Here is a 17421-nt window from a genome sequence, read left to right as displayed (position 1 = left end):
CGGCGGCTTCAGTCAGCGAGATGTTCGGTGACGAACTGATGCAGGGCACCGAAGGTCGCGAAGGTGCTGCCGTCGATATCGGCGTCGTCCAGTGTTACACCGAACTGCTCTTCGAGTGCCGTGATCACTGCGATGACAGCCATCGAATCGAGTTCGGGAATGGCGCCCAGCAGAGGCGTGTCGTCAGCCAATATGTCGGCGCGCGCACCGAGATCCAGCTCTTGCCGAAGCAGTTCGCGCAAGGTATGCCGCGTATCCACTCTGCTCTCCCTGTATTCCGCCGTCTCGAGGGCGTGTGGTTTGAAGTTGTCACTCCGGGGCGTCGCTCCGGGCGCACGATAGTATAGGTTTTGCCTTCTTTGCGTCCTGCCGATTGCCCTCCATGCCCGTTCCAACCCTAGTGAACCATCTGGTCGAACATGCAGCCGCCCGCGATGGCGATGCTTGCGCGCTGCGCGCAAATGGTGTCGATCTTTCCTACGCCATGCTGGCGCAGCAGGTTGAGGCGTGTGCGAACGGCCTGCTGGCGCTGGGCGTGTGCCGCGGCGACCGGGTGTGCATCTTCCTCGAAAAGCGTTTCGAAGCCGTGGTGGCCAGTTTCGGTGCCGCCGCCTGCGGTGCCGTGTTCGTGCCCATCAATCCGCTACTCAAGGCGGCGCAGGTCGGTCACATCCTGCGCGACAGCGGTGCTCGTGTGCTCATTACGTCAACCTTCCGGCTTGCCGCGCTCGGCACGCTCCAGCCTGCATGCCCGGAGTTGGCGCATACCGTGCTGGTCGATGGCGATGCGCCGGGCGCCCTGCCATGGGCGACCTTCATCGATGCGCCGGCGCGTGCAATGCACCGCGTGATCGACTGCGATATGGCGGCCATCCTGTATACGTCCGGAAGCACGGGACAGCCGAAAGGCGTGGTGCTGTCGCACCGGAACATGGTCTCGGGCGCGTGCAGTGTGGTGAGCTATCTCGGCAACCACGCGGGCGATACGATTCTGGCGGCGCTGCCGCTATCCTTCGATGCAGGGTTTTCGCAACTGACCACCGGATTCCTGAGCGGTGCGCGGGTGGTGCTGATCAACTACCTGATGGCCCGCGACGTCGTAAAGGCGATGGCTGTCGAGCGGGTGACCGGACTGACCGCCGTGCCTCCTCTATATATGCAGATCGTTCAGTTGCCGTGGCCGGAATCCATCGATTCGCACCTGCGCTACTTCGCGAGTACCGGCGGGCGCATGCCGCGTGTCACGCTGGACGCGCTGCGCGCACGTGCGCCTTCCGCCAGGCCATTCCTCATGTACGGTCTGACCGAAGCCTTCCGTGCGACCTATCTGCCGCCCGAGCAGGTGGATCTGCGGCCCGATTCCATCGGGCGTGCCATTCCGAATGCTGAAGTGCTCGTGCTGCGGGAGGACGGTCGCCAGTGTGCGCCTGGGGAAGTCGGGGAGCTTGTACAGCGGGGTTCGCTGGTGGCGCAGGGCTACTGGAACGATGCCGCGCGAACGGCCGAACGCTTCCGCCCTTTGCCGGCAGCCGCGAAGGTGAATCCCCCCGGCCTGCTGCGCGATGAGATCGTGGTGTTTTCCGGAGATACGGTCCGTATGGACGAGGAAGGTTTTCTCTACTTCGTGGGCCGTCGCGACGACATGATCAAGACGTCCGGATACCGCGTAAGTCCGACGGAGATAGAAGAATCGCTGCTGCTGACCGGTTGGGTGGCTGAATGCGTCGCGTTCGGCGTCGAAGATGCCGAACTTGGGCAGGTCATCGCCGCCGCCTTGTACTTTTCCGGTGCACCGGATATCGACGCGCTGCGCGCGCTGTGTCGAACGCAGCTGCCCGCCTACCAGGTGCCGACCCATTTCATCGTGTTCGACGACGCGCTGCCTCGCAACCCGAACGGCAAACTTGATCGGACCGCCATCGAAGCCGACGCCTGTCGCCGCTTGAATCTTTCCGCTGGAATCAAACCTTGATCGTGAACGCCATCCATGCTGCGCCGTACGCCCCTGCCAATGCATTTTCGCGCGCTGACGGCGAACTGTTGATCAACGGCCAGAAGGTTTCCCGAGTGGCCGCGATGGCCGGATACACTCCTTTTTACGCGTACGACCGCAGCCTGATCGACGCCCGCGTGGGCTTGCTGCGTCGGTTGCTGCCGGCTGGCGTGCAACTGCATTACGCCATGAAAGCCAATCCGATGCCGGCGCTTGTCAGTTTCATGGCGCCGCGGGTGGATGGGCTTGATGTGGCATCCGGCGGTGAATTGAGAATTGCACTGGACGCCGGCATGGCGCCGTCGCGCATCAGTTTTGCCGGCCCGGGGAAGACTGCGGAGGAATTGCGACAGGCACTGGCGGCAGGTGTCCTGCTGAATGTCGAGTCCAGTCGCGAAGTTGAACTGCTGGCCAGCCTGTCGGAAGAATCCGGCTGGCCAGCGCGTGTGGCCGTACGCATCAACCCGGATTTCGAAATACGTTCTTCGGGTATGCGGATGGGGGGAGGTGCCAAGCCTTTCGGTGTCGATGCGGAGGCAGTGCCCCAATTGCTTCGGCGCATCGGGTCGCTTGGTCTTGCGTTCGAGGGCTTCCACATATACGCAGGATCTCAGAATCTGAACGCCGACGCGCTGATTGACATGCAGCGACGAAGCTTCGAACTGATGCTCCGACTTGCTTCGGACGCACCATCACCTCCAAGAACTCTGAACATCGGGGGCGGCTTTGGAATTCCCTATTTCCCGGGTGAGCAACCGCTGGAGCTTGAACCCGTGTGCGCTGCACTGGCCAGCGTGGTAGCAGACGCCCGCATGACGCTGCCCGGTGCGGATCTTGTGCTCGAACTTGGTCGCTACTTGGTGGGTGAGGCCGGGTTGTATATATGCAGGGTGCTCGATCGCAAGGTTTCGCGCGGACAGATCTTTATCGTGGTCGACGGCGGCATGCATCACCACTTGGCGGCATCGGGAAATTTCGGCCAGGTGATCCGCCGCAACTTTCCCGTAGCCGTGGCAAACCGGATTGATGGCGTTGCGAACGAGAAGGTCAACGTGGTCGGCCCGCTGTGTACACCGCTTGATGTGCTTGGGGACAAGGTCGATCTGGCCGAGGCCGGCCCTGGCGACCTGATCGCTGTATTCCAGTCGGGTGCCTACGGCTACAGCGCCAGTCCGACTGCCTTCCTCGCCCATCCGGAACCTGCCGAACTGCTCGTCTGAAGGCATCCAGTCGCAGCCAGAAAGTGGCAGAACACCCCCTGTTTATGTGGATTTTTGTGTCCTGAACCGCGTTGTGATGCCCTGAAACGGCTTCGCAACGTGCTTCAGTTATCACATCCCCTTAGTGCGGCTGCGTCTCGTGATGATATTCACGCTCGAAAGGCCTCGCCGCACATATCGTTCGCGCTCCACCGCTCAACGCGTCGCTTCCGGCAACCCGTTGCATGACACGACGCGAATCAAAATGAGCAGCTCGAAAAGGGGTCTACCGTGGTCAGGTTGTTCAGTCACTATGTTCCGTCCGTAACGCTCATGAGACTTGTTGCCGAAGCGTTGGTCCTGTTGATTGCCGGCTTTGGCGCGGCGTGGATCAGTGCACCGGGCAGCCTCGAATCGCTGTTGCCTGCACTCGTTCCGGCAGCGGTCTTCGCTGCCGTGATGACCGTGCTGATGAGCACGCTCGGCCTGTATCAGAGTGAGCAGCCGCGCAATCTTTCGGAACTCGTCGGGCGCGTGCTGTTTGCCTTCCTGTTGGGCCTCCCGGTGGCTTATATGGTGTTCCGACTGTTGCCGCAGGGCAGCATGGCAATGCCGGCGCTCGATGTTTCGCTATGTCTCGGCTTTGGCGGCATCCTGCTGCTGCGCGCGGCGTCTTTCGTGCAGGCCGACGGTGCCGGCATGTTTACGCGCCGCATTCTGGTCGTCGGCACGGGCTCCGAGGCCGCTTCGGTGTGGGCCAGTGTTTCGACGTCGGCCAGTGCGACGCACACCATCGTCGGCTTCGTGTCGGTCGGGGCAGACACTTCAGTGGAAGTACCGAGTGCCATGGTGATGCCGGAAGGCAGTTGCGTGATGCAGCTGGCGCGCGATCACCGCGCAAATGAAATCGTTGTTGCAGTGCGCGAACGTCGGGGCGGTGTGCTGCCGCTGCGTGAATTGCTGGACTGCAAACTGGCCGGCGTGACGGTCAATGACCTGTCGAGCTTTTTCGAGCGGATGCGCGGTCAGGTGCGGCTCGATTCGTTACGCGCCAGCTGGTTGATCTACGGCGACGGCTTCCGCCAGGGGATCGGCCGGACGGTCGTGAAGCGGCTGTTCGACGTGCTCGCAGCGTCGGTGCTGTTGATCGTGACGGCGCCGGTGATGTTGCTGGCCGCCATCGCCATCGCGCTGGAATCCGGTTTCCCTGTCATCTACCGTCAGGAGCGTGTTGGCCAGGGTGGCCGTACGTTCAAGGTGCTGAAGTTCCGCAGCATGCGTCTGGATGCGGAAGCGGACGGCAAGCCGCGCTGGGCAAGCAACAGCGATGACCGGGTCACCCGCGTCGGCCACTTCATCCGCAAGACGCGCATCGACGAACTGCCGCAGATCTTCAACGTGCTGCACGGCGACATGAGTTTTGTCGGGCCGCGTCCGGAACGTCCTTACTTCGTCGATCAGCTGACCGACCAGATCCCGTTCTACGCCGCGCGTCACTCGGTCAAGCCGGGCATCACCGGCTGGGCCCAGGTGCGCTACGCCTACGGTGCTTCGGTGGATGACGCGGTGCAGAAGCTGCAGTACGACCTGTATTACGTCAAGAACCACACCCTGTTCCTCGACATGCTGGTGCTGCTGCAGACGGTGCGCGTCGTGCTCACCGGCGACGGCGCGCGCTGAATCGACGCGACACGTCGCCAGGCGCGCGGCAGGGTGCCTTCGGCAGGGTGTCTTCGGTAGGGCGCCTCCGGTGACGCGCCCCCTGCCGGCGGGCACAATGCAGCGGTTACCCCTCACGCTACCGGCCCGTCGATGGAATCCTTCCCCGTAACGTTTGCGCTGTACGCCTATGGCGTGGCAGCGGTCGGTTTCGCCTTGTTCGGGCTGCAGCTGATCATGGGCGCGCGACAGTCGCCGCGTGCCCGGCTTTTGTCCGTCTGCATGTTGTCGGGCGCCGTGTGGTGCGCACTTGCGGCGGCCAGCGTGCTCAAGGGCTACGCCGTATTGCGTACGCTGGTCTATGCGGCTGATGCGCTGCATACACTGCTTTTCCTGCTGTTCCTCGCGGCGTGCGTCATCGATCCCGAAGGCCGCCGGCCGTTGCCCACACTGCTCAAGCGGCCCTCCTGGCTTCTCCGTTTTGTACTGATTTCCGCGTTGCCCTGCGGCGCGGGCTATGTCGTGCTGTCCTGGCTGGTGCCAACCGGTGTGGCATCGGTGATGTGGCTGATGGCGTGCGGACTCGGGCTGAGCCTGCTCGGCGCGGTGATGATCGAACAGTTCTACCGCAACACCCCGCAGCAGTGGCGCTGGGGCATCAAGCCGATGACGCTGGGCCTCGCTTTCTCGATCACGTTCGACCTGTACTTCTTTTCCGAATCGCTGATGTTCAGGCAGCAGGACGCGACGCTGTGGGCCTCGCGCGGTCTGGTGCACGCGCTGGCGATTCCGCTGTTTGCCGTGTCATCGGCCCGCGTCAGCGAGTGGTCGATCCGGCTGAATGTGTCACGCGACGCGGTATTCCATACCTCGGCACTGGTCATATCCGGCGGGGCGCTGCTCATCATCGCGCTGGCCGGTTACTACGTGCGCTACTTTGGCGGCGAGTGGGGCCAGGCCATGCAGACGGTTGTACTGGCGGCCGGCGCCCTCGGATTCCTCGCGTCGATCGCCTCCGGCAGCGTGCGGGCGTGGCTGCGCGTATTCATCAACAAGCACTTCTTCAGCTTGCGCTACGACTATCGGGCCGAGTGGCTGAAGCTGGCCGACACCCTGTACAGCGCGTCCAGCGTCGACGCGCTCCGACAGGCCTCGATCCGCGTCATGGCCGATCTGGTCGAAAGTCCGGGCGGCATGTTGTGGTTGCGCAGCGAAACCGGTCATTACGCACCTGCGGCGCGCCTGAACGTACCCATGATCGATGCGCGGGAGCCGGCGGACAGCGCGCTGATCCAGTTGCTGCTGGGCAAGATGTGGGTGATCAACGTCGAAGAGCACCGTTCGCGCCCCGGGGTGTACGGCAATCTGAGGCTCCCTGAGTGGGTCGCGCAGACGCCGGACGTCTGGCTCATCTGCCCGCTCGGCAGCGAAGACATGCCGCTCGGCTTCGTCGTGCTGTGCCGACCGCGCGCGCTGCTGGATCTGAATTGGGAGGTGCGCGACCTGTTGAAGACAGCCGGGCGCCAGGTGGCCGGTGTGCTCAATCAGACCCAGGCCATGGAAGCGCTGATCGAGGCCAAGAAGTTCGAGGCCTTTTCCAAGATGAGCGCCTTCGTCGTGCACGACCTGAAAAACCTCATCGCCCAGCTGTCCCTGCTGCTGCGCAATGCGAAAAAGCATCACGACAACCCCGAGTTCCAGCAGGACATGATGGACACCATCGAACACGCCGTCGGTCGCATGAACGGCATGCTGCTGCAGTTGCGCTCCGGCACCCAGCCGATCGAGCAGGCCGCGCCGGTCGAGCTGACACCTCTGCTCGAGCGACTGCACCGCGCCCGGGCACGCAGCGGCTGCGAACTCGAACTCGATGCGGAAAGCGGCCTGATGGTGCGCGCCCATGAAGATCGTATAGAGAGGGTTGTGGGGCATCTTGTGCAGAATGCACTGGATGCCACGCCGCAAAACGGTAAAGTCAGTATCCGTGCGCGCCGCATGGAAGCCGCTGTCGTGATCGAGGTCGAAGACTCCGGTTGCGGCATGACCGAAGAGTTCATGCGCGAGCGGTTGTTCAAACCCTTCCAGTCAACCAAGGCGAACGGAATGGGGATCGGCGCATACGAAAGTTTTCGCTACGTCCACGATCTGGGCGGGCGGATAGAAGTGACCAGCGAACCGGGTCGGGGCAGTCTTTTCCGGCTCGTTTTTCCTCTGCAGGCGGCTGAAGCAGCCGTTGCTTGACCGGGAGTGACATGGCAGACAAGGGGCGGACACTGTTGATCGTCGAAGACGATCCGGCGCTGCAGAAGCAGATGCGCTGGAGTTTCGATGACTACGAAGTCGTACTGGCCAGCGACCGCGAATCGGCGCTGGCGCAGATCAGGCGCCACGAACCTTCCGTGATCACGATGGACCTCGGGTTGCCGCCAGCGCCCGACGACGTGACCGAAGGCATGGCGCTGCTCGGCGAGATCATGGCGCTTGCGCCGCAGTCCAAGGTCATCGTGCTGACTGGCCAGAACGACCGAGCCAATGCGCTGCGTGCGATCGGCATGGGTGCCTACGATTTCTACGCCAAGCCCTTCGAGCCCGACATGCTATCGCTGCTGATCGAGCGCGCCTTCAGACTGCACGATCTGCAGTCGGAAAACATCCGGCTGGCCAATCAGCATCTGGGTGTCGAGGGGCGATTCATCACGCGCGATGCGGACATGCTGCGCGTGCTGCGGACGATCGAGAAAGTATCGGCCACGCGTGCCACCGTGCTGCTGCTCGGTGAAAGCGGTACCGGCAAGGAAGTGCTGGCGAAGACGCTGCACGACCGCTCGGATCGGGCGAACGAGCGCTTCGTGGCGATCAACTGCGCGGCCATCCCTGACAACCTGCTCGAAAGCGAACTGTTCGGCTACGAGAAGGGTGCGTTCACCGGTGCCACCAAGCAGACGCCTGGCAAGATCGAGGTCGCCAACAAGGGCACGCTGTTCCTCGACGAAATCGGTGACTTGCCGGGTGCGCTCCAGGCGAAGCTGCTGCGCTTTCTGCAGGAACGCGTCATTGAACGTCTCGGCGGTCGCGACGAGATTCCGATCGATGTGCGGGTGGTCTGTGCCACGCACCAGGATCTGCAGGCACTGATCGGTGAAGCGCGGTTCCGCGAAGATCTGTACTACCGCCTGGCCGAGATCGTCGTGACGATACCGCCGTTGCGCGCGCGCGAAGGTGATGCCGCGCTGCTTGCACATTCCTTTGCAAAGCGTTTTTCCGGCGAGCAGGGGCGCAGCGCACTGACGCTGTCACGCGAGGCGGTTGCCGCGATCGAAGCACACAAATGGCCCGGCAACGTGCGTGAACTCGAAAATTGCATCAAGCGGGCGACCATCATGGCCGATGGTAGCCAGATCACGGCGGCCGATCTCGGGCTCAAGCCGGCTGATCAGGAGGACGCTTTTTTCAATCTGCGGCAGATCCGCGAAGAAGCCGAGCGACGCGCTGTCGTCAGCGTGCTGGCGCGGGTGGATGGAAACATGGTCAAGGCGGCCGAAGTGCTCGGTGTCAGCCGCCCGACCCTCTATGACCTGATGAACCGTTTCGGTTTGCGCTAAGAGCGCGAGGAGTATCTGTCTTGAATCGATTTCTACCGCGCGCACGCGTTCCGATGAGCCGCCTGGCGACGGCCTTGTGTTGCGTTGCGCTGCTCGCTGCATGCGACAGGAACCTGCCGCCTGCAGAACTCGTCGCCGAAGCGCGTGCTGCCATCTCGCGCAGTGATTACCAAACGGCTTCCATTCAGCTCAAGAACGCCTTGCAGCAGGACGCCAGCAACGCCGCTGCGCGCTACGAGCTCGGACGCGTCAATTTCAAGCTCGGCGACATGCCTTCGGCGATCAAGGAACTGCAACGTGCGCGCGACCTGAATCACGACGAGGGCGAGGTCGTTCCCTTGCTGGCGCGTGCCATGGTGGAAAGCGGAAGCTTTGTCGACGTCATTTCGAATTTTGCTTCGACGAAAATGCCCACGCCGCAGTCCGAAGCCGATCTGAAGGCGGCGCTCGGCTATGCGTACATGGCAACCCGAAACAATGAAGCGGCGGCGGCGAGTTTCGATCAGGCGATCGCCATCGACAATCAGCATCTCTACGCCAGTCTGGGCAAGGCGAGGCTGGCGGCAGTCACCAGGGACGTCGAGGGTGCGCGTCGATTGCTCGACAACGTGATTGCTGCTGATCGGGCCGACGAAAACGCCTGGTTCCTGGACGCCGAGTTGAAGACCGCAAAGGGGCAGTTCGACGAGGCGATGGCGTCCTACCGTAAAGTCTATGAAATAAGGCCGGACAATGTTCGTGCGCGCTACATCGTCGTACACGCACTCGCCAATCAGGACAAGTTCGCCGAAGCCCGTACCGAGCTTGACGCGTTGAAGAAAGCGGCTCCCAAAGCGCCCGAAGCGCTCTACCTGGATGGTTTTCTGCTGGTCAAGGAACGCAAGTTCGCCGAGGCAAGGCAAACGCTGAACAAGCTGCTGTCGATTGCGCCGGACTACGTTCCGGCACTCGGACTTGCGGCCCTGACCGAATTCGAGCTGAAGTCTTACGCACAGGCCGAACAGTACGGCGAAAAGGTATTGGCCGCAGGTGGCGATTCGCTGTTCATCCGCAAGATACTCATCGGCTCATATCTGCAGACGGGGCGGGTGGCAAAAGCGCAGCAGACCCTGGACCCGCTGTTGCAGAAGCTCCCCGAGAACGCCGAAGTACAGGCGCTGGCCGGGCAGGTATTTCTGATGGCAGGGGATACCGAAAAAGCCGAGAAAGCTTTCTCGGCGTCAGCCCGGCTCAAGCCGGATGACTCGGCGGCTCAATCCAGACTGGGACTGAGCCGCCTGGCTGCGGGAGATCGCACGGGCGGCATCGCAGCACTCGAAAATGCAGTACGCCTGGAGGCGGATGACACGCGCCCCGATGTCCTTCTGATCGTTGCACATCTGCGCAATCGCGACGCTGACAAGGCGCTTGTCGCAATCGATGCACTGGAAAAGAAGAAACCGGGCGACCCCATGACCCCGAATCTGAGGGGGACGGCCTACTTGCTGAAGAAGGACTCCGCCAAGGCCCGCGCAAGTTTCGAGAAGTCGCTTGAAATAGAACCGTCATTCTTCCCGGCGGCATCCAACCTTGCCCGGATGGATTTGCTGGACAAGGACGCGGCTGCTGCCGAGTCCCGCTTCCGCAGCATATTGGCGAAGTCGCCACAGCATCCGGATGCGCTGCTTGCGCTGGCCGGCTTGAAAGCACGCACCAAGGAAGGCGCGCCGGAAGCCTTGCAGCTGCTTGATCAGGCGGTGAAGGCAAACGCCAAGCTGGTGGCGCCGCGTATAGCGCTCGTCCAGTTGCTGTCTGTCATGGGAGAGCTGAAGAAAGCGCTGGCGGCTGCAAACGACGCCGCGCTGGCCTTGCCGAACGACACGCAAGTACTTGAATTGCTTGCATCGACCCAGGCGCTGGCCGGAGAGACCGATGCAGCAATTCTGACGCAAGAAAAGCTGGTCGCGCGTTCGCCCTCGAGCGCGCAGCCACTGCTGCGTCTTGCCGCTACACAGATGGTCGCAAAGCGCGAATCCGAAGCGCTTCAGAACGTACGCAAGGCGCTGACACTGGAGCCCAGGTCGCTGGATGCGCAGAACATGCTCATATCGATCCACCTCGATCGCGGCGCGCTTGATGATGCGTTGAAGGTCACGCGGGATATTCAACGCCAGAATCCCGATCTGGCGTTGGGGTATGCGATGGAAGGTGAAATGCTTGCCAAGTCGGGCAAGGCTGACGCGGCAGTGAAGCCCTATCGCGAGGCGCTTGCGCGTGAGCGCAACGCACGCAATGTCGTAAGGCTGCACGGCGCTCTCATTCGTTCGAGCGATGGCGCTGCGGAGGCGAAGACCGTCGTCGATGGTTGGATGAAGGACAAACCGGAAGACAACGCCGTGCCCGCCTACCTTGCCGAGTACGCGCTTTCCCAGAAGCGCTATGACGAGGCAAGCCAGCGTTATGAAGCGCTGCTCAAGCGCGTGCCGAACGATCCGATCGTGCTGAACAACCTGGCCTGGCTGGCTGCACAGCGCAATGACAGCAAGGCGATGGACTACGCCGAGCGGGCCTATGCGACGTCGCCCGACAATCCGGCCGTGCTCGACACGTACGGCACCATCCTGTTCGACAACGGTGAAATCGAGCGTGGTCTGACGATGCTGAAGCAGGCCGTCGCCGCAGCACCCGCTGCGCACGATCTGCGACTGAATCTCGCACAGCGGCTGGTCAAGGCAGGCAGGAAATCGGAAGCACGCAAGGAACTTGAACCACTGGTGGCGCTGGGTGGCAAGTTTGCGCGGTCGGCGGAAGTGTCCGAACTGATGAAGAACCTTTGATTGCGAATTGGGGAAAGAAGTGATGACGACAGTTGCTGTGATTGGCCTGGGCTATGTAGGGCTGCCGCTGGCGGTCGAGTTCGGGAAGAAGATGCCGACCATCGGCGTGGACATGTCGGCCGCCAAGATTGCGGCCTACCGGGAATTCTATGATCCGACCGGCGAGGTCAGCCCGGAGGACCTGCGCGCTGCAACGCAGCTGACGGTGAGTACCGATGGGGCGGCGCTGAAGGATGCGGATTTCATCATCGTCGCCGTACCGACGCCGGTCGATGATGCGCACCAGCCTGATTTCTCGCCGCTGGTGGGTGCCTCGGAAACCTGCGGTCGCCACATGAAGCGTGGCGCCACCGTAGTGTTCGAATCGACCGTCTATCCGGGTGCGACGGAGGAAATGTGCATTCCGGTGATCGAGAAGTTTTCCGGCTTCAAGTGGCCGCATGATTTCAACGTCGGCTATTCGCCCGAGCGCATCAACCCGGGCGACAAGGAACGCACGGTCACCAAGATCGTCAAGGTGGTGTCGGGCGACAGCCCGGAAACGCTGCGCAAGGTGTCGGATCTGTACAAGAGCGTCATCACCGCCGGCGTGTATGAAGCGTCCAGCATCAAGGTGGCCGAAGCCGCCAAGGTGATCGAAAACACGCAGCGCGACCTCAACATCGCCTTCGTGAACGAGCTGGCCATCATTTTCGGCAAGATGGGCATCGATACCGAAGAGGTGCTGCGTGCCGCCGGCACCAAGTGGAATTTCCTGCCCTTCCGTCCGGGTCTGGTCGGCGGTCACTGCATCGGCGTCGATCCGTACTACCTGACGCACAAGGCTGACATGCTGGGCTACCACCCGCAGGTCATCCTGGCCGGCCGCCGCATCAACGACGGCATGGGCAAGTACGTCGCCGAGCAGACCGTCAAGCAGCTCATCCGCAGCGGGGCGTCGGTCAAGGGCGCCCGGGCAATCGTGCTCGGTCTCACCTTCAAGGAGAACTGTCCCGACCTGCGCAATTCGCGCGTGATCGACGTGATCCGCGAGCTCGAAACCTACGGCATCGAAGTGCTGGTTCACGACCCGGTCGCAGAAACGAAGGAAGCCGAACACGAGTACGGCGTTTCGTTGAAGTCATGGGATGACCTGCCGAAGGTCGAAGCCATCGTGGCCGCCGTGTCGCACAAGGAGTTTTCTGCCCGCCCGCTGAGCGATTTCGTGTCCAAGCTGAAGCCGGGCGGCATTGTCGCCGACATCAAGTGCCAGTTCGATGCCGAAGCGCTGCGTGCGCAGGGTGTTGCGGTGTGGCGTCTGTGAGTCCGGCGTGACGCAGTTGTCCGCACTCCCCGCAGGCGTCGTCGCAGCGCTGTCGGCGCAACCGCGACGCTGGTTGGTGACCGGTGCCGCCGGCTTCATCGGCTCGCATCTGGTCGAAGTGCTGCTGCAGGCCGATCAGCAAGTCGTCGCGCTCGACAACTTCTCGACCGGTCACCAGCGCAACCTCGACGAGGTCATGGCCGGCGTAACGGCTGCGCAACGTGCCCGGCTCGAGTTCGTGCGTGGCGACATCCGTGATCTGGCCACCTGTGCGGCAGTCTGTGCCGGTGTCGATGTCGTGCTGCATCAGGCCGCGCTAGGTTCGGTGCCGCGTTCCCTGGCCGATCCGCTGGCGACGCACGATTCGAATGTGAACGGCTTTCTGAACATGCTGGTGGCCGCACGCGATGCCGGCGTGTCGCGCTTCGTCTATGCGGCCTCCAGTTCCACCTACGGCGATTCGCCGACGCTGCCCAAGGTGGAAGATGTCATCGGCCGGCCGCTGTCGCCGTATGCCGTCACCAAATACGTGAATGAACTGTATGCCGATGTGTTCGGCCGCTGCTACGGACTGCAGTGCGTCGGCCTGCGCTATTTCAACGTGTTCGGTGCGCGCCAGGATCCGGAGGGTGCCTACGCGGCGGTGATTCCGAAATGGGCGCGTGCGCTGCTGCTGGGTGACACCGTGCGCATCAACGGCGACGGCGAAACCAGCCGCGACTTCTGTTACATCGACAACACGGTTCAGGCCAACCTGCTCGCCGCGCTGACGACGCGCGCCGACGCCGTGAACACCGTCTACAACGTGGCGGCGCACCGCCAGACGACGCTGAACCAGCTGTTCGACGCCATGCGCGCCGAACTTGTCGTTCGCTTTCCCGACATTGCAAAGGCAAAGGCGCAGCACCAGGACTTCCGCGCAGGCGACGTGCGTCATTCGCTGGCCGACATCGGCCGCGCGCAGACGCTGCTGGGTTACGTACCAAGTCACGACGTCAGTCGCGGTCTGGCCGAGGCGATGGACTGGTACATCGCGCGCTTTGCACCGGTTGCGGCCGCCTGATCATGAGCGCCTGGCTGCGTCGCAGTGTTCAACTCGCCATCGCATTGTGCGCGGCAGCACCTGCGTTCGCACTCGAACCCGTAGCCGCCGCGCGCTCGCTGCTCGCCGAGGCACGGTTGTTCGAACACGGCGAGGGCGTCAGTCGTGACCCGGCGCGCGCAGCGGCGCTGTACTGCCAGGCATCCAAGCTCGGCGAAGCGGAAGCGCAATTCAATCTGGCCTGGATGTACGCCAACGGTCGCGGGGTCGAGCGCGACGATGCGTTGGCCGCCACCTTTTTCGACCTTGCCGCGCGGCAGGGCCACGAACACGCGCAGCGCATGCTGCGTTTCACCGGTGAGCCTACGCGCGAACTGCCCGACTGCATGCGCGACCCGCCGGAGCCCGAGCCGGTTGCGATCGCAAGCATCGCTCCCGATCTCGAAGCCGCCTTCGGCACCACGCCGGACCGGCGCAAGGTGATCGAAATCGTGCGCGAACTGGCACCGACTTTCGACATCGATCCGCATCTGGTGCTGGCGGTCATCGGCACCGAGTCGAATTTCAACCCGAAGGCGAAATCGCCGAAGAACGCCCAGGGCCTGATGCAGCTCATCCCGGAAACGGCGCAGCGCTTCAATGTGCGCGATGCCTACGATCCGGTGCAGAACATCCGCGGCGGGCTGGCCTATCTGCGCTGGCTGCTGGCCTACTTTGAAGGTGATGTCGAACTCGCTACCGCCGGCTACAACGCGGGCGAGGGTGCGGTCGACCGCTACAAGGGCGTGCCGCCGTACCGCGAAACCCGCGAATACGTGAAGCGCATCCGCAGCCTGTTCAACAAGCCGGACCATCCCTACGACCATCGCGTCACCACGCCGTCGCCGGTGTTGCCGAAGATCGTGTCGCGCCGTGGCTGACGCCGGGCGTCGTCGCGCCTGCGCGGCGCTGCTGTCGGCGCCGCTGCTGGTGCATGCTGCACTGCCCGACGCCATTGTCCGCATCAAGCCGTCCATCGTCGTCGTTGGCACGCTGATGCGCTCGCGAGCGCCGGCTTTCGAGCTGAAAGGCACAGGTTTTGTCGTCGGCAACGGCACACTGATCGCGACCAATGCGCATGTGGCCAGCGTGAAGCTCGACGACGAAAAGCTCGAAATCCTGTCGGTGCTGGCGCAGGTCGACGGCAAGCCGCAGATACGCGAGGCGCGCATCGTGGCCTCCAGCCCCGAACATGATCTCGCGCTGCTGCTGATCCAGGGCGCGCCGTTGCCGGCGCTTGCGTTGGGCGATTCATCCCGGGTGAGTGAAGGCCAGTCGATCGCGTTCACCGGTTTCCCCATCGGCAGTGTGCTGGGCTTCACCCCGGTGACCCACCGCGGCATCGTGTCGGCCATCACCCCCATCGTGATTCCGGTCGACAACGTAAGCCAGCTGAACGCGCCCAACCGCAATCGGCTTGCACGCGGCAGCTTTCCGGTGTTCCAGCTCGATGCCACGGCCTATCCGGGCAACAGTGGCAGCCCGGTATTCGACCCGGACACGGGCGAGGTGATCGGCATCATCAACATGGTGCTGGTCAAGGCCGGCAAGGAAAGCGTGCTGGCGCAACCGAGCGGAATCACCTACGCCATCCCGGCGTCTCACCTGGCCGCCATGATTGCCGTGCAACGCTGAGCCGAGCCAGGCTGCGGCCGGTCTGGTGCTGCAACGGCCGCTGTTATAATCTGCGCGCCTGATGGTGTCGTCCCGACCCGTCGGCAATCACGCAGGCGTCGCTCCCCGTTCATGTCCCTGTTCGCGCTTGGTCTCAATCACCACACCGCTCCACTTGCGGTGCGCGAGCGCATGACCTTCCTGCCGGAAGCACTGCCGGACGCGCTGGGCGAACTGACCCGCGGCCGGCCGGTGCAGGAAGCGGCGATCCTGTCGACCTGCAATCGTACCGAGCTGTACTGCGCGACCAACGACCCCGACAGCGCACTGGACTGGATGGCGGAGTACCACCGCATCGCGCCGTCCGACATCGCACCTTACGTTTACAGGCTGGAGCAGCCCCAGGCAGTGCGCCATGCCTTCCGCGTGGCGAGCGGCCTCGACTCCATGGTGCTCGGCGAGCCGCAGATTCTCGGCCAGATGAAACAGGCGGTGCGCGTCGCCGAAGATGCGGGCACGCTGGGGGCGCTGCTGCACAAGCTGTTCCAGCGCAGCTTTGCGGTGGCCAAGGAAGTGCGCTCGACGACCGCGATCGGCGCCAACATCGTGTCGATGGCCGCCGCAGCCGTGCATCTGTCGGAACGCATTTTCGGCAGCCTGTCGTCGCAGCGCGTGCTGTGCATCGGCGCCGGCGAAATGATGGAACTGTGCGCGGCCCATTTTGCGGGCTGTACGCCGCGCAGCATGGTGATCGCCAACCGCACGATCGAGCGCGCGCAGGCACTGGCGCAGCGCTTCACCCGGGCCGATCTGAAGGTGTCGGCGGTCAAGCTTGACGAGATCGGCGAGCGGCTGTCGGAATTCGACATCGTGCTGTCCTGTACGGCCAGTCCGCTGCCCATCATCGGTCTGGGTCTGGTGGAACGTGCGCTGAAGGCGCGCAAGTACCGCCCCATCGTCATGGTCGACCTGGCGGTGCCACGCGACATCGAAGGCGAAGTCGGCAAGCTCAACGATGTGTTCCTCTACACCGTCGATGATCTGGCGCAGATCGTCGATTCGGGTCTGGAATCGCGTCAGGCCGCCGTGGTCGAGGCGCAGGGCATCATCGATGCGCGGGTCGCCAACTTCCTGCAGTGGGTACAGGCACGCGAAGCGGTACCGGCCATCCGCGCGCTGCGCGGTCACGCTGAAGACATGCGCATGCTGGAGCTTGAACGCGCATTGCGCGCCCTGACCCGCGGCGAGGCGCCTGACCGCGTGCTCGACACGCTATCGCGCAACCTCACCAACAAGCTGATGCACGGCCCGACCCGCCTGCTAAACGAAGCCCCTTCGGAAGCGCGCGGCCAGATCGAGGACCTGGTGCAGCGCCTGTATCCGCTGCACGACCGCGAAGGTTAGCGGCGCTCACCGCCTGCCCGTTCCTGCGCTGGGATTCCCCTGCGCCCCCATTCTGATCCCCGAACATCCCGCATGAAACCGCGCATCGCCGACAAGCTTGATCATCTTTCGCAACGTCTGGCCGACCTCGACGCCGCGCTGTCCGATCCCGACGTGACGTCTGACATCGACCGCTACCGCCGCTTTACCTGCGAACATGCGGAATTGACACCGGTGATCGCGCTGTATCAGGCCTGGTGCAAGGCGCGTGACGACGCTGATGCCGCGCGCGCAATGCTGACCGACCCTGACATGAAGGAACTGGCGCAGTCCGAGATCGATCAGTCGGCCATCGACATGGCACGGCTCGAGGCCGATCTTCAGCGCGCCCTGTTGCCGAAGGATCCGGACGACGGCCGCAATGTTTTCCTCGAAATCCGCGCCGGCACGGGCGGCGACGAATCGGCGCTGTTCGCAGCCGACCTGTTCCGCATGTATTCGCGCCACGCGGAGCGCTGCCGCTGGAAGGTCGAAATCGTGTCGGCGAGCGAATCCGACCTCGGCGGTTACCGCGAAATCATCGCGCGCGTGGCCGGCGACGGCGTCTATTCGCGGCTCAAGTTCGAATCGGGCGGCCACCGCGTGCAGCGCGTGCCCGCCACCGAGACCCAGGGCCGCATCCACACCAGCGCCTGCACCGTGGCCGTGCTGCCCGAGCCCGACGAAGCCCAGGCCGTGCAGATCAACCCGTCCGACCTGCGCATCGACACC

Annotated in this window: 13 protein-coding genes; 12 read left to right on the top strand and 1 reads right to left on the bottom strand. The window is 63.3% G+C overall.

Going from position 1 to position 17421, the window contains the following annotated elements; all coding sequences use genetic code 11:
- Positions 1-8: 8 nt before the first annotated feature.
- A complete protein-coding gene (locus Q8R75_RS04130) occupies positions 9-260 on the bottom strand; it encodes a phosphopantetheine-binding protein (protein WP_305611715.1) in 252 nt (83 codons plus the stop codon).
- Between the two features lie 122 nt (positions 261-382).
- Between Q8R75_RS04130 and Q8R75_RS04125 the strand changes: the two genes are divergently transcribed.
- The 12 genes from Q8R75_RS04125 to Q8R75_RS04070 form a co-directional block, all read left to right on the top strand.
- Positions 383-1972 (top strand): acyl-CoA ligase (AMP-forming), exosortase A system-associated, encoded by a 1590-nt coding sequence (locus Q8R75_RS04125; protein WP_305611714.1) that lies wholly within the window; start codon positions 383-385, stop codon positions 1970-1972.
- A gap of 2 nt (positions 1973-1974) precedes the next feature.
- Positions 1975-3213 (top strand): pyridoxal-dependent decarboxylase, exosortase A system-associated, encoded by a 1239-nt coding sequence (locus Q8R75_RS04120; RefSeq protein ID WP_305611765.1) that lies wholly within the window; start codon positions 1975-1977, stop codon positions 3211-3213.
- Between the two features lie 312 nt (positions 3214-3525).
- Positions 3526-4872, top strand: coding sequence for a TIGR03013 family XrtA/PEP-CTERM system glycosyltransferase (locus Q8R75_RS04115; protein WP_305611713.1), 1347 nt, complete (start codon positions 3526-3528; stop codon positions 4870-4872).
- Positions 4873-5004: 132 nt separating this feature from the next.
- A complete protein-coding gene (gene prsK, locus Q8R75_RS04110) occupies positions 5005-7092 on the top strand; it encodes an XrtA/PEP-CTERM system histidine kinase PrsK (RefSeq protein ID WP_305611712.1) in 2088 nt (695 codons plus the stop codon).
- A gap of 11 nt (positions 7093-7103) precedes the next feature.
- Entirely contained in the window at positions 7104-8453 is a 1350-nt protein-coding gene (gene prsR, locus Q8R75_RS04105; RefSeq protein ID WP_305611711.1) for a PEP-CTERM-box response regulator transcription factor, read from the top strand.
- 20 nt (positions 8454-8473) lie between these two features.
- Positions 8474-11269, top strand: a complete 2796-nt coding sequence (gene prsT, locus Q8R75_RS04100) for an XrtA/PEP-CTERM system TPR-repeat protein PrsT (RefSeq protein WP_305626456.1) — start codon at positions 8474-8476, stop codon at positions 11267-11269.
- A 22-nt stretch (positions 11270-11291) separates the two neighbouring features.
- Positions 11292-12572: a nucleotide sugar dehydrogenase gene (locus Q8R75_RS04095; RefSeq protein WP_305611709.1), complete on the top strand. Its 1281-nt coding sequence runs from the start codon at positions 11292-11294 to the stop codon at positions 12570-12572.
- Between the two features lie 7 nt (positions 12573-12579).
- Positions 12580-13635 carry an SDR family oxidoreductase gene (locus tag Q8R75_RS04090; RefSeq protein WP_305611708.1) on the top strand — a complete coding sequence of 352 codons (1056 nt, stop codon included), beginning with the start codon at positions 12580-12582 and terminating at the stop codon, positions 13633-13635.
- Positions 13636-13637: 2 nt separating this feature from the next.
- A complete protein-coding gene (locus tag Q8R75_RS04085) occupies positions 13638-14534 on the top strand; it encodes a transglycosylase SLT domain-containing protein (RefSeq protein ID WP_305611706.1) in 897 nt (298 codons plus the stop codon).
- Positions 14527-15288, top strand: coding sequence for a serine protease (locus tag Q8R75_RS04080; RefSeq protein WP_305611704.1), 762 nt, complete (start codon positions 14527-14529; stop codon positions 15286-15288). Before Q8R75_RS04085 ends, Q8R75_RS04080 begins: the two co-directional genes overlap by 8 nt.
- Before the next feature lie 111 nt (positions 15289-15399).
- Entirely contained in the window at positions 15400-16671 is a 1272-nt protein-coding gene (gene hemA, locus Q8R75_RS04075; protein WP_305611702.1) for a glutamyl-tRNA reductase, read from the top strand.
- Between the two features lie 72 nt (positions 16672-16743).
- Positions 16744-17421, top strand: a 678-nt coding sequence (locus Q8R75_RS04070) for a PCRF domain-containing protein (protein ID WP_305663522.1), incomplete at its 3' end; no start/stop codon positions are given.

The sequence above is a fragment of the Methyloversatilis sp. genome (genome assembly GCF_030696805.1).
Classification (GTDB): domain Bacteria; phylum Pseudomonadota; class Gammaproteobacteria; order Burkholderiales; family Rhodocyclaceae; genus Methyloversatilis.
Note: the sequence above shows the minus strand (reverse complement) of the source record. Positions and strands in the feature narration are given on the sequence as shown.

What these genes read in the sequence shown, in the direction of transcription:
- Q8R75_RS04125 (WP_305611714.1), top strand. Translation starts at nt 383, where the DNA reads ATGCCCGTTCCAACCCTAGTGAACCATCTGGTCGAACATGCAGCCGCC.
- Q8R75_RS04085 (WP_305611706.1), top strand. Translation starts at nt 13,638, where the DNA reads ATGAGCGCCTGGCTGCGTCGCAGTGTTCAACTCGCCATCGCATTGTGC.
- Q8R75_RS04115 (WP_305611713.1), top strand. Translation starts at nt 3,526, where the DNA reads ATGAGACTTGTTGCCGAAGCGTTGGTCCTGTTGATTGCCGGCTTTGGC.
- prsK (WP_305611712.1), top strand. Translation starts at nt 5,005, where the DNA reads ATGGAATCCTTCCCCGTAACGTTTGCGCTGTACGCCTATGGCGTGGCA.
- prsR (WP_305611711.1), top strand. Translation starts at nt 7,104, where the DNA reads ATGGCAGACAAGGGGCGGACACTGTTGATCGTCGAAGACGATCCGGCG.
- hemA (WP_305611702.1), top strand. Translation starts at nt 15,400, where the DNA reads ATGTCCCTGTTCGCGCTTGGTCTCAATCACCACACCGCTCCACTTGCG.
- Q8R75_RS04095 (WP_305611709.1), top strand. Translation starts at nt 11,292, where the DNA reads ATGACGACAGTTGCTGTGATTGGCCTGGGCTATGTAGGGCTGCCGCTG.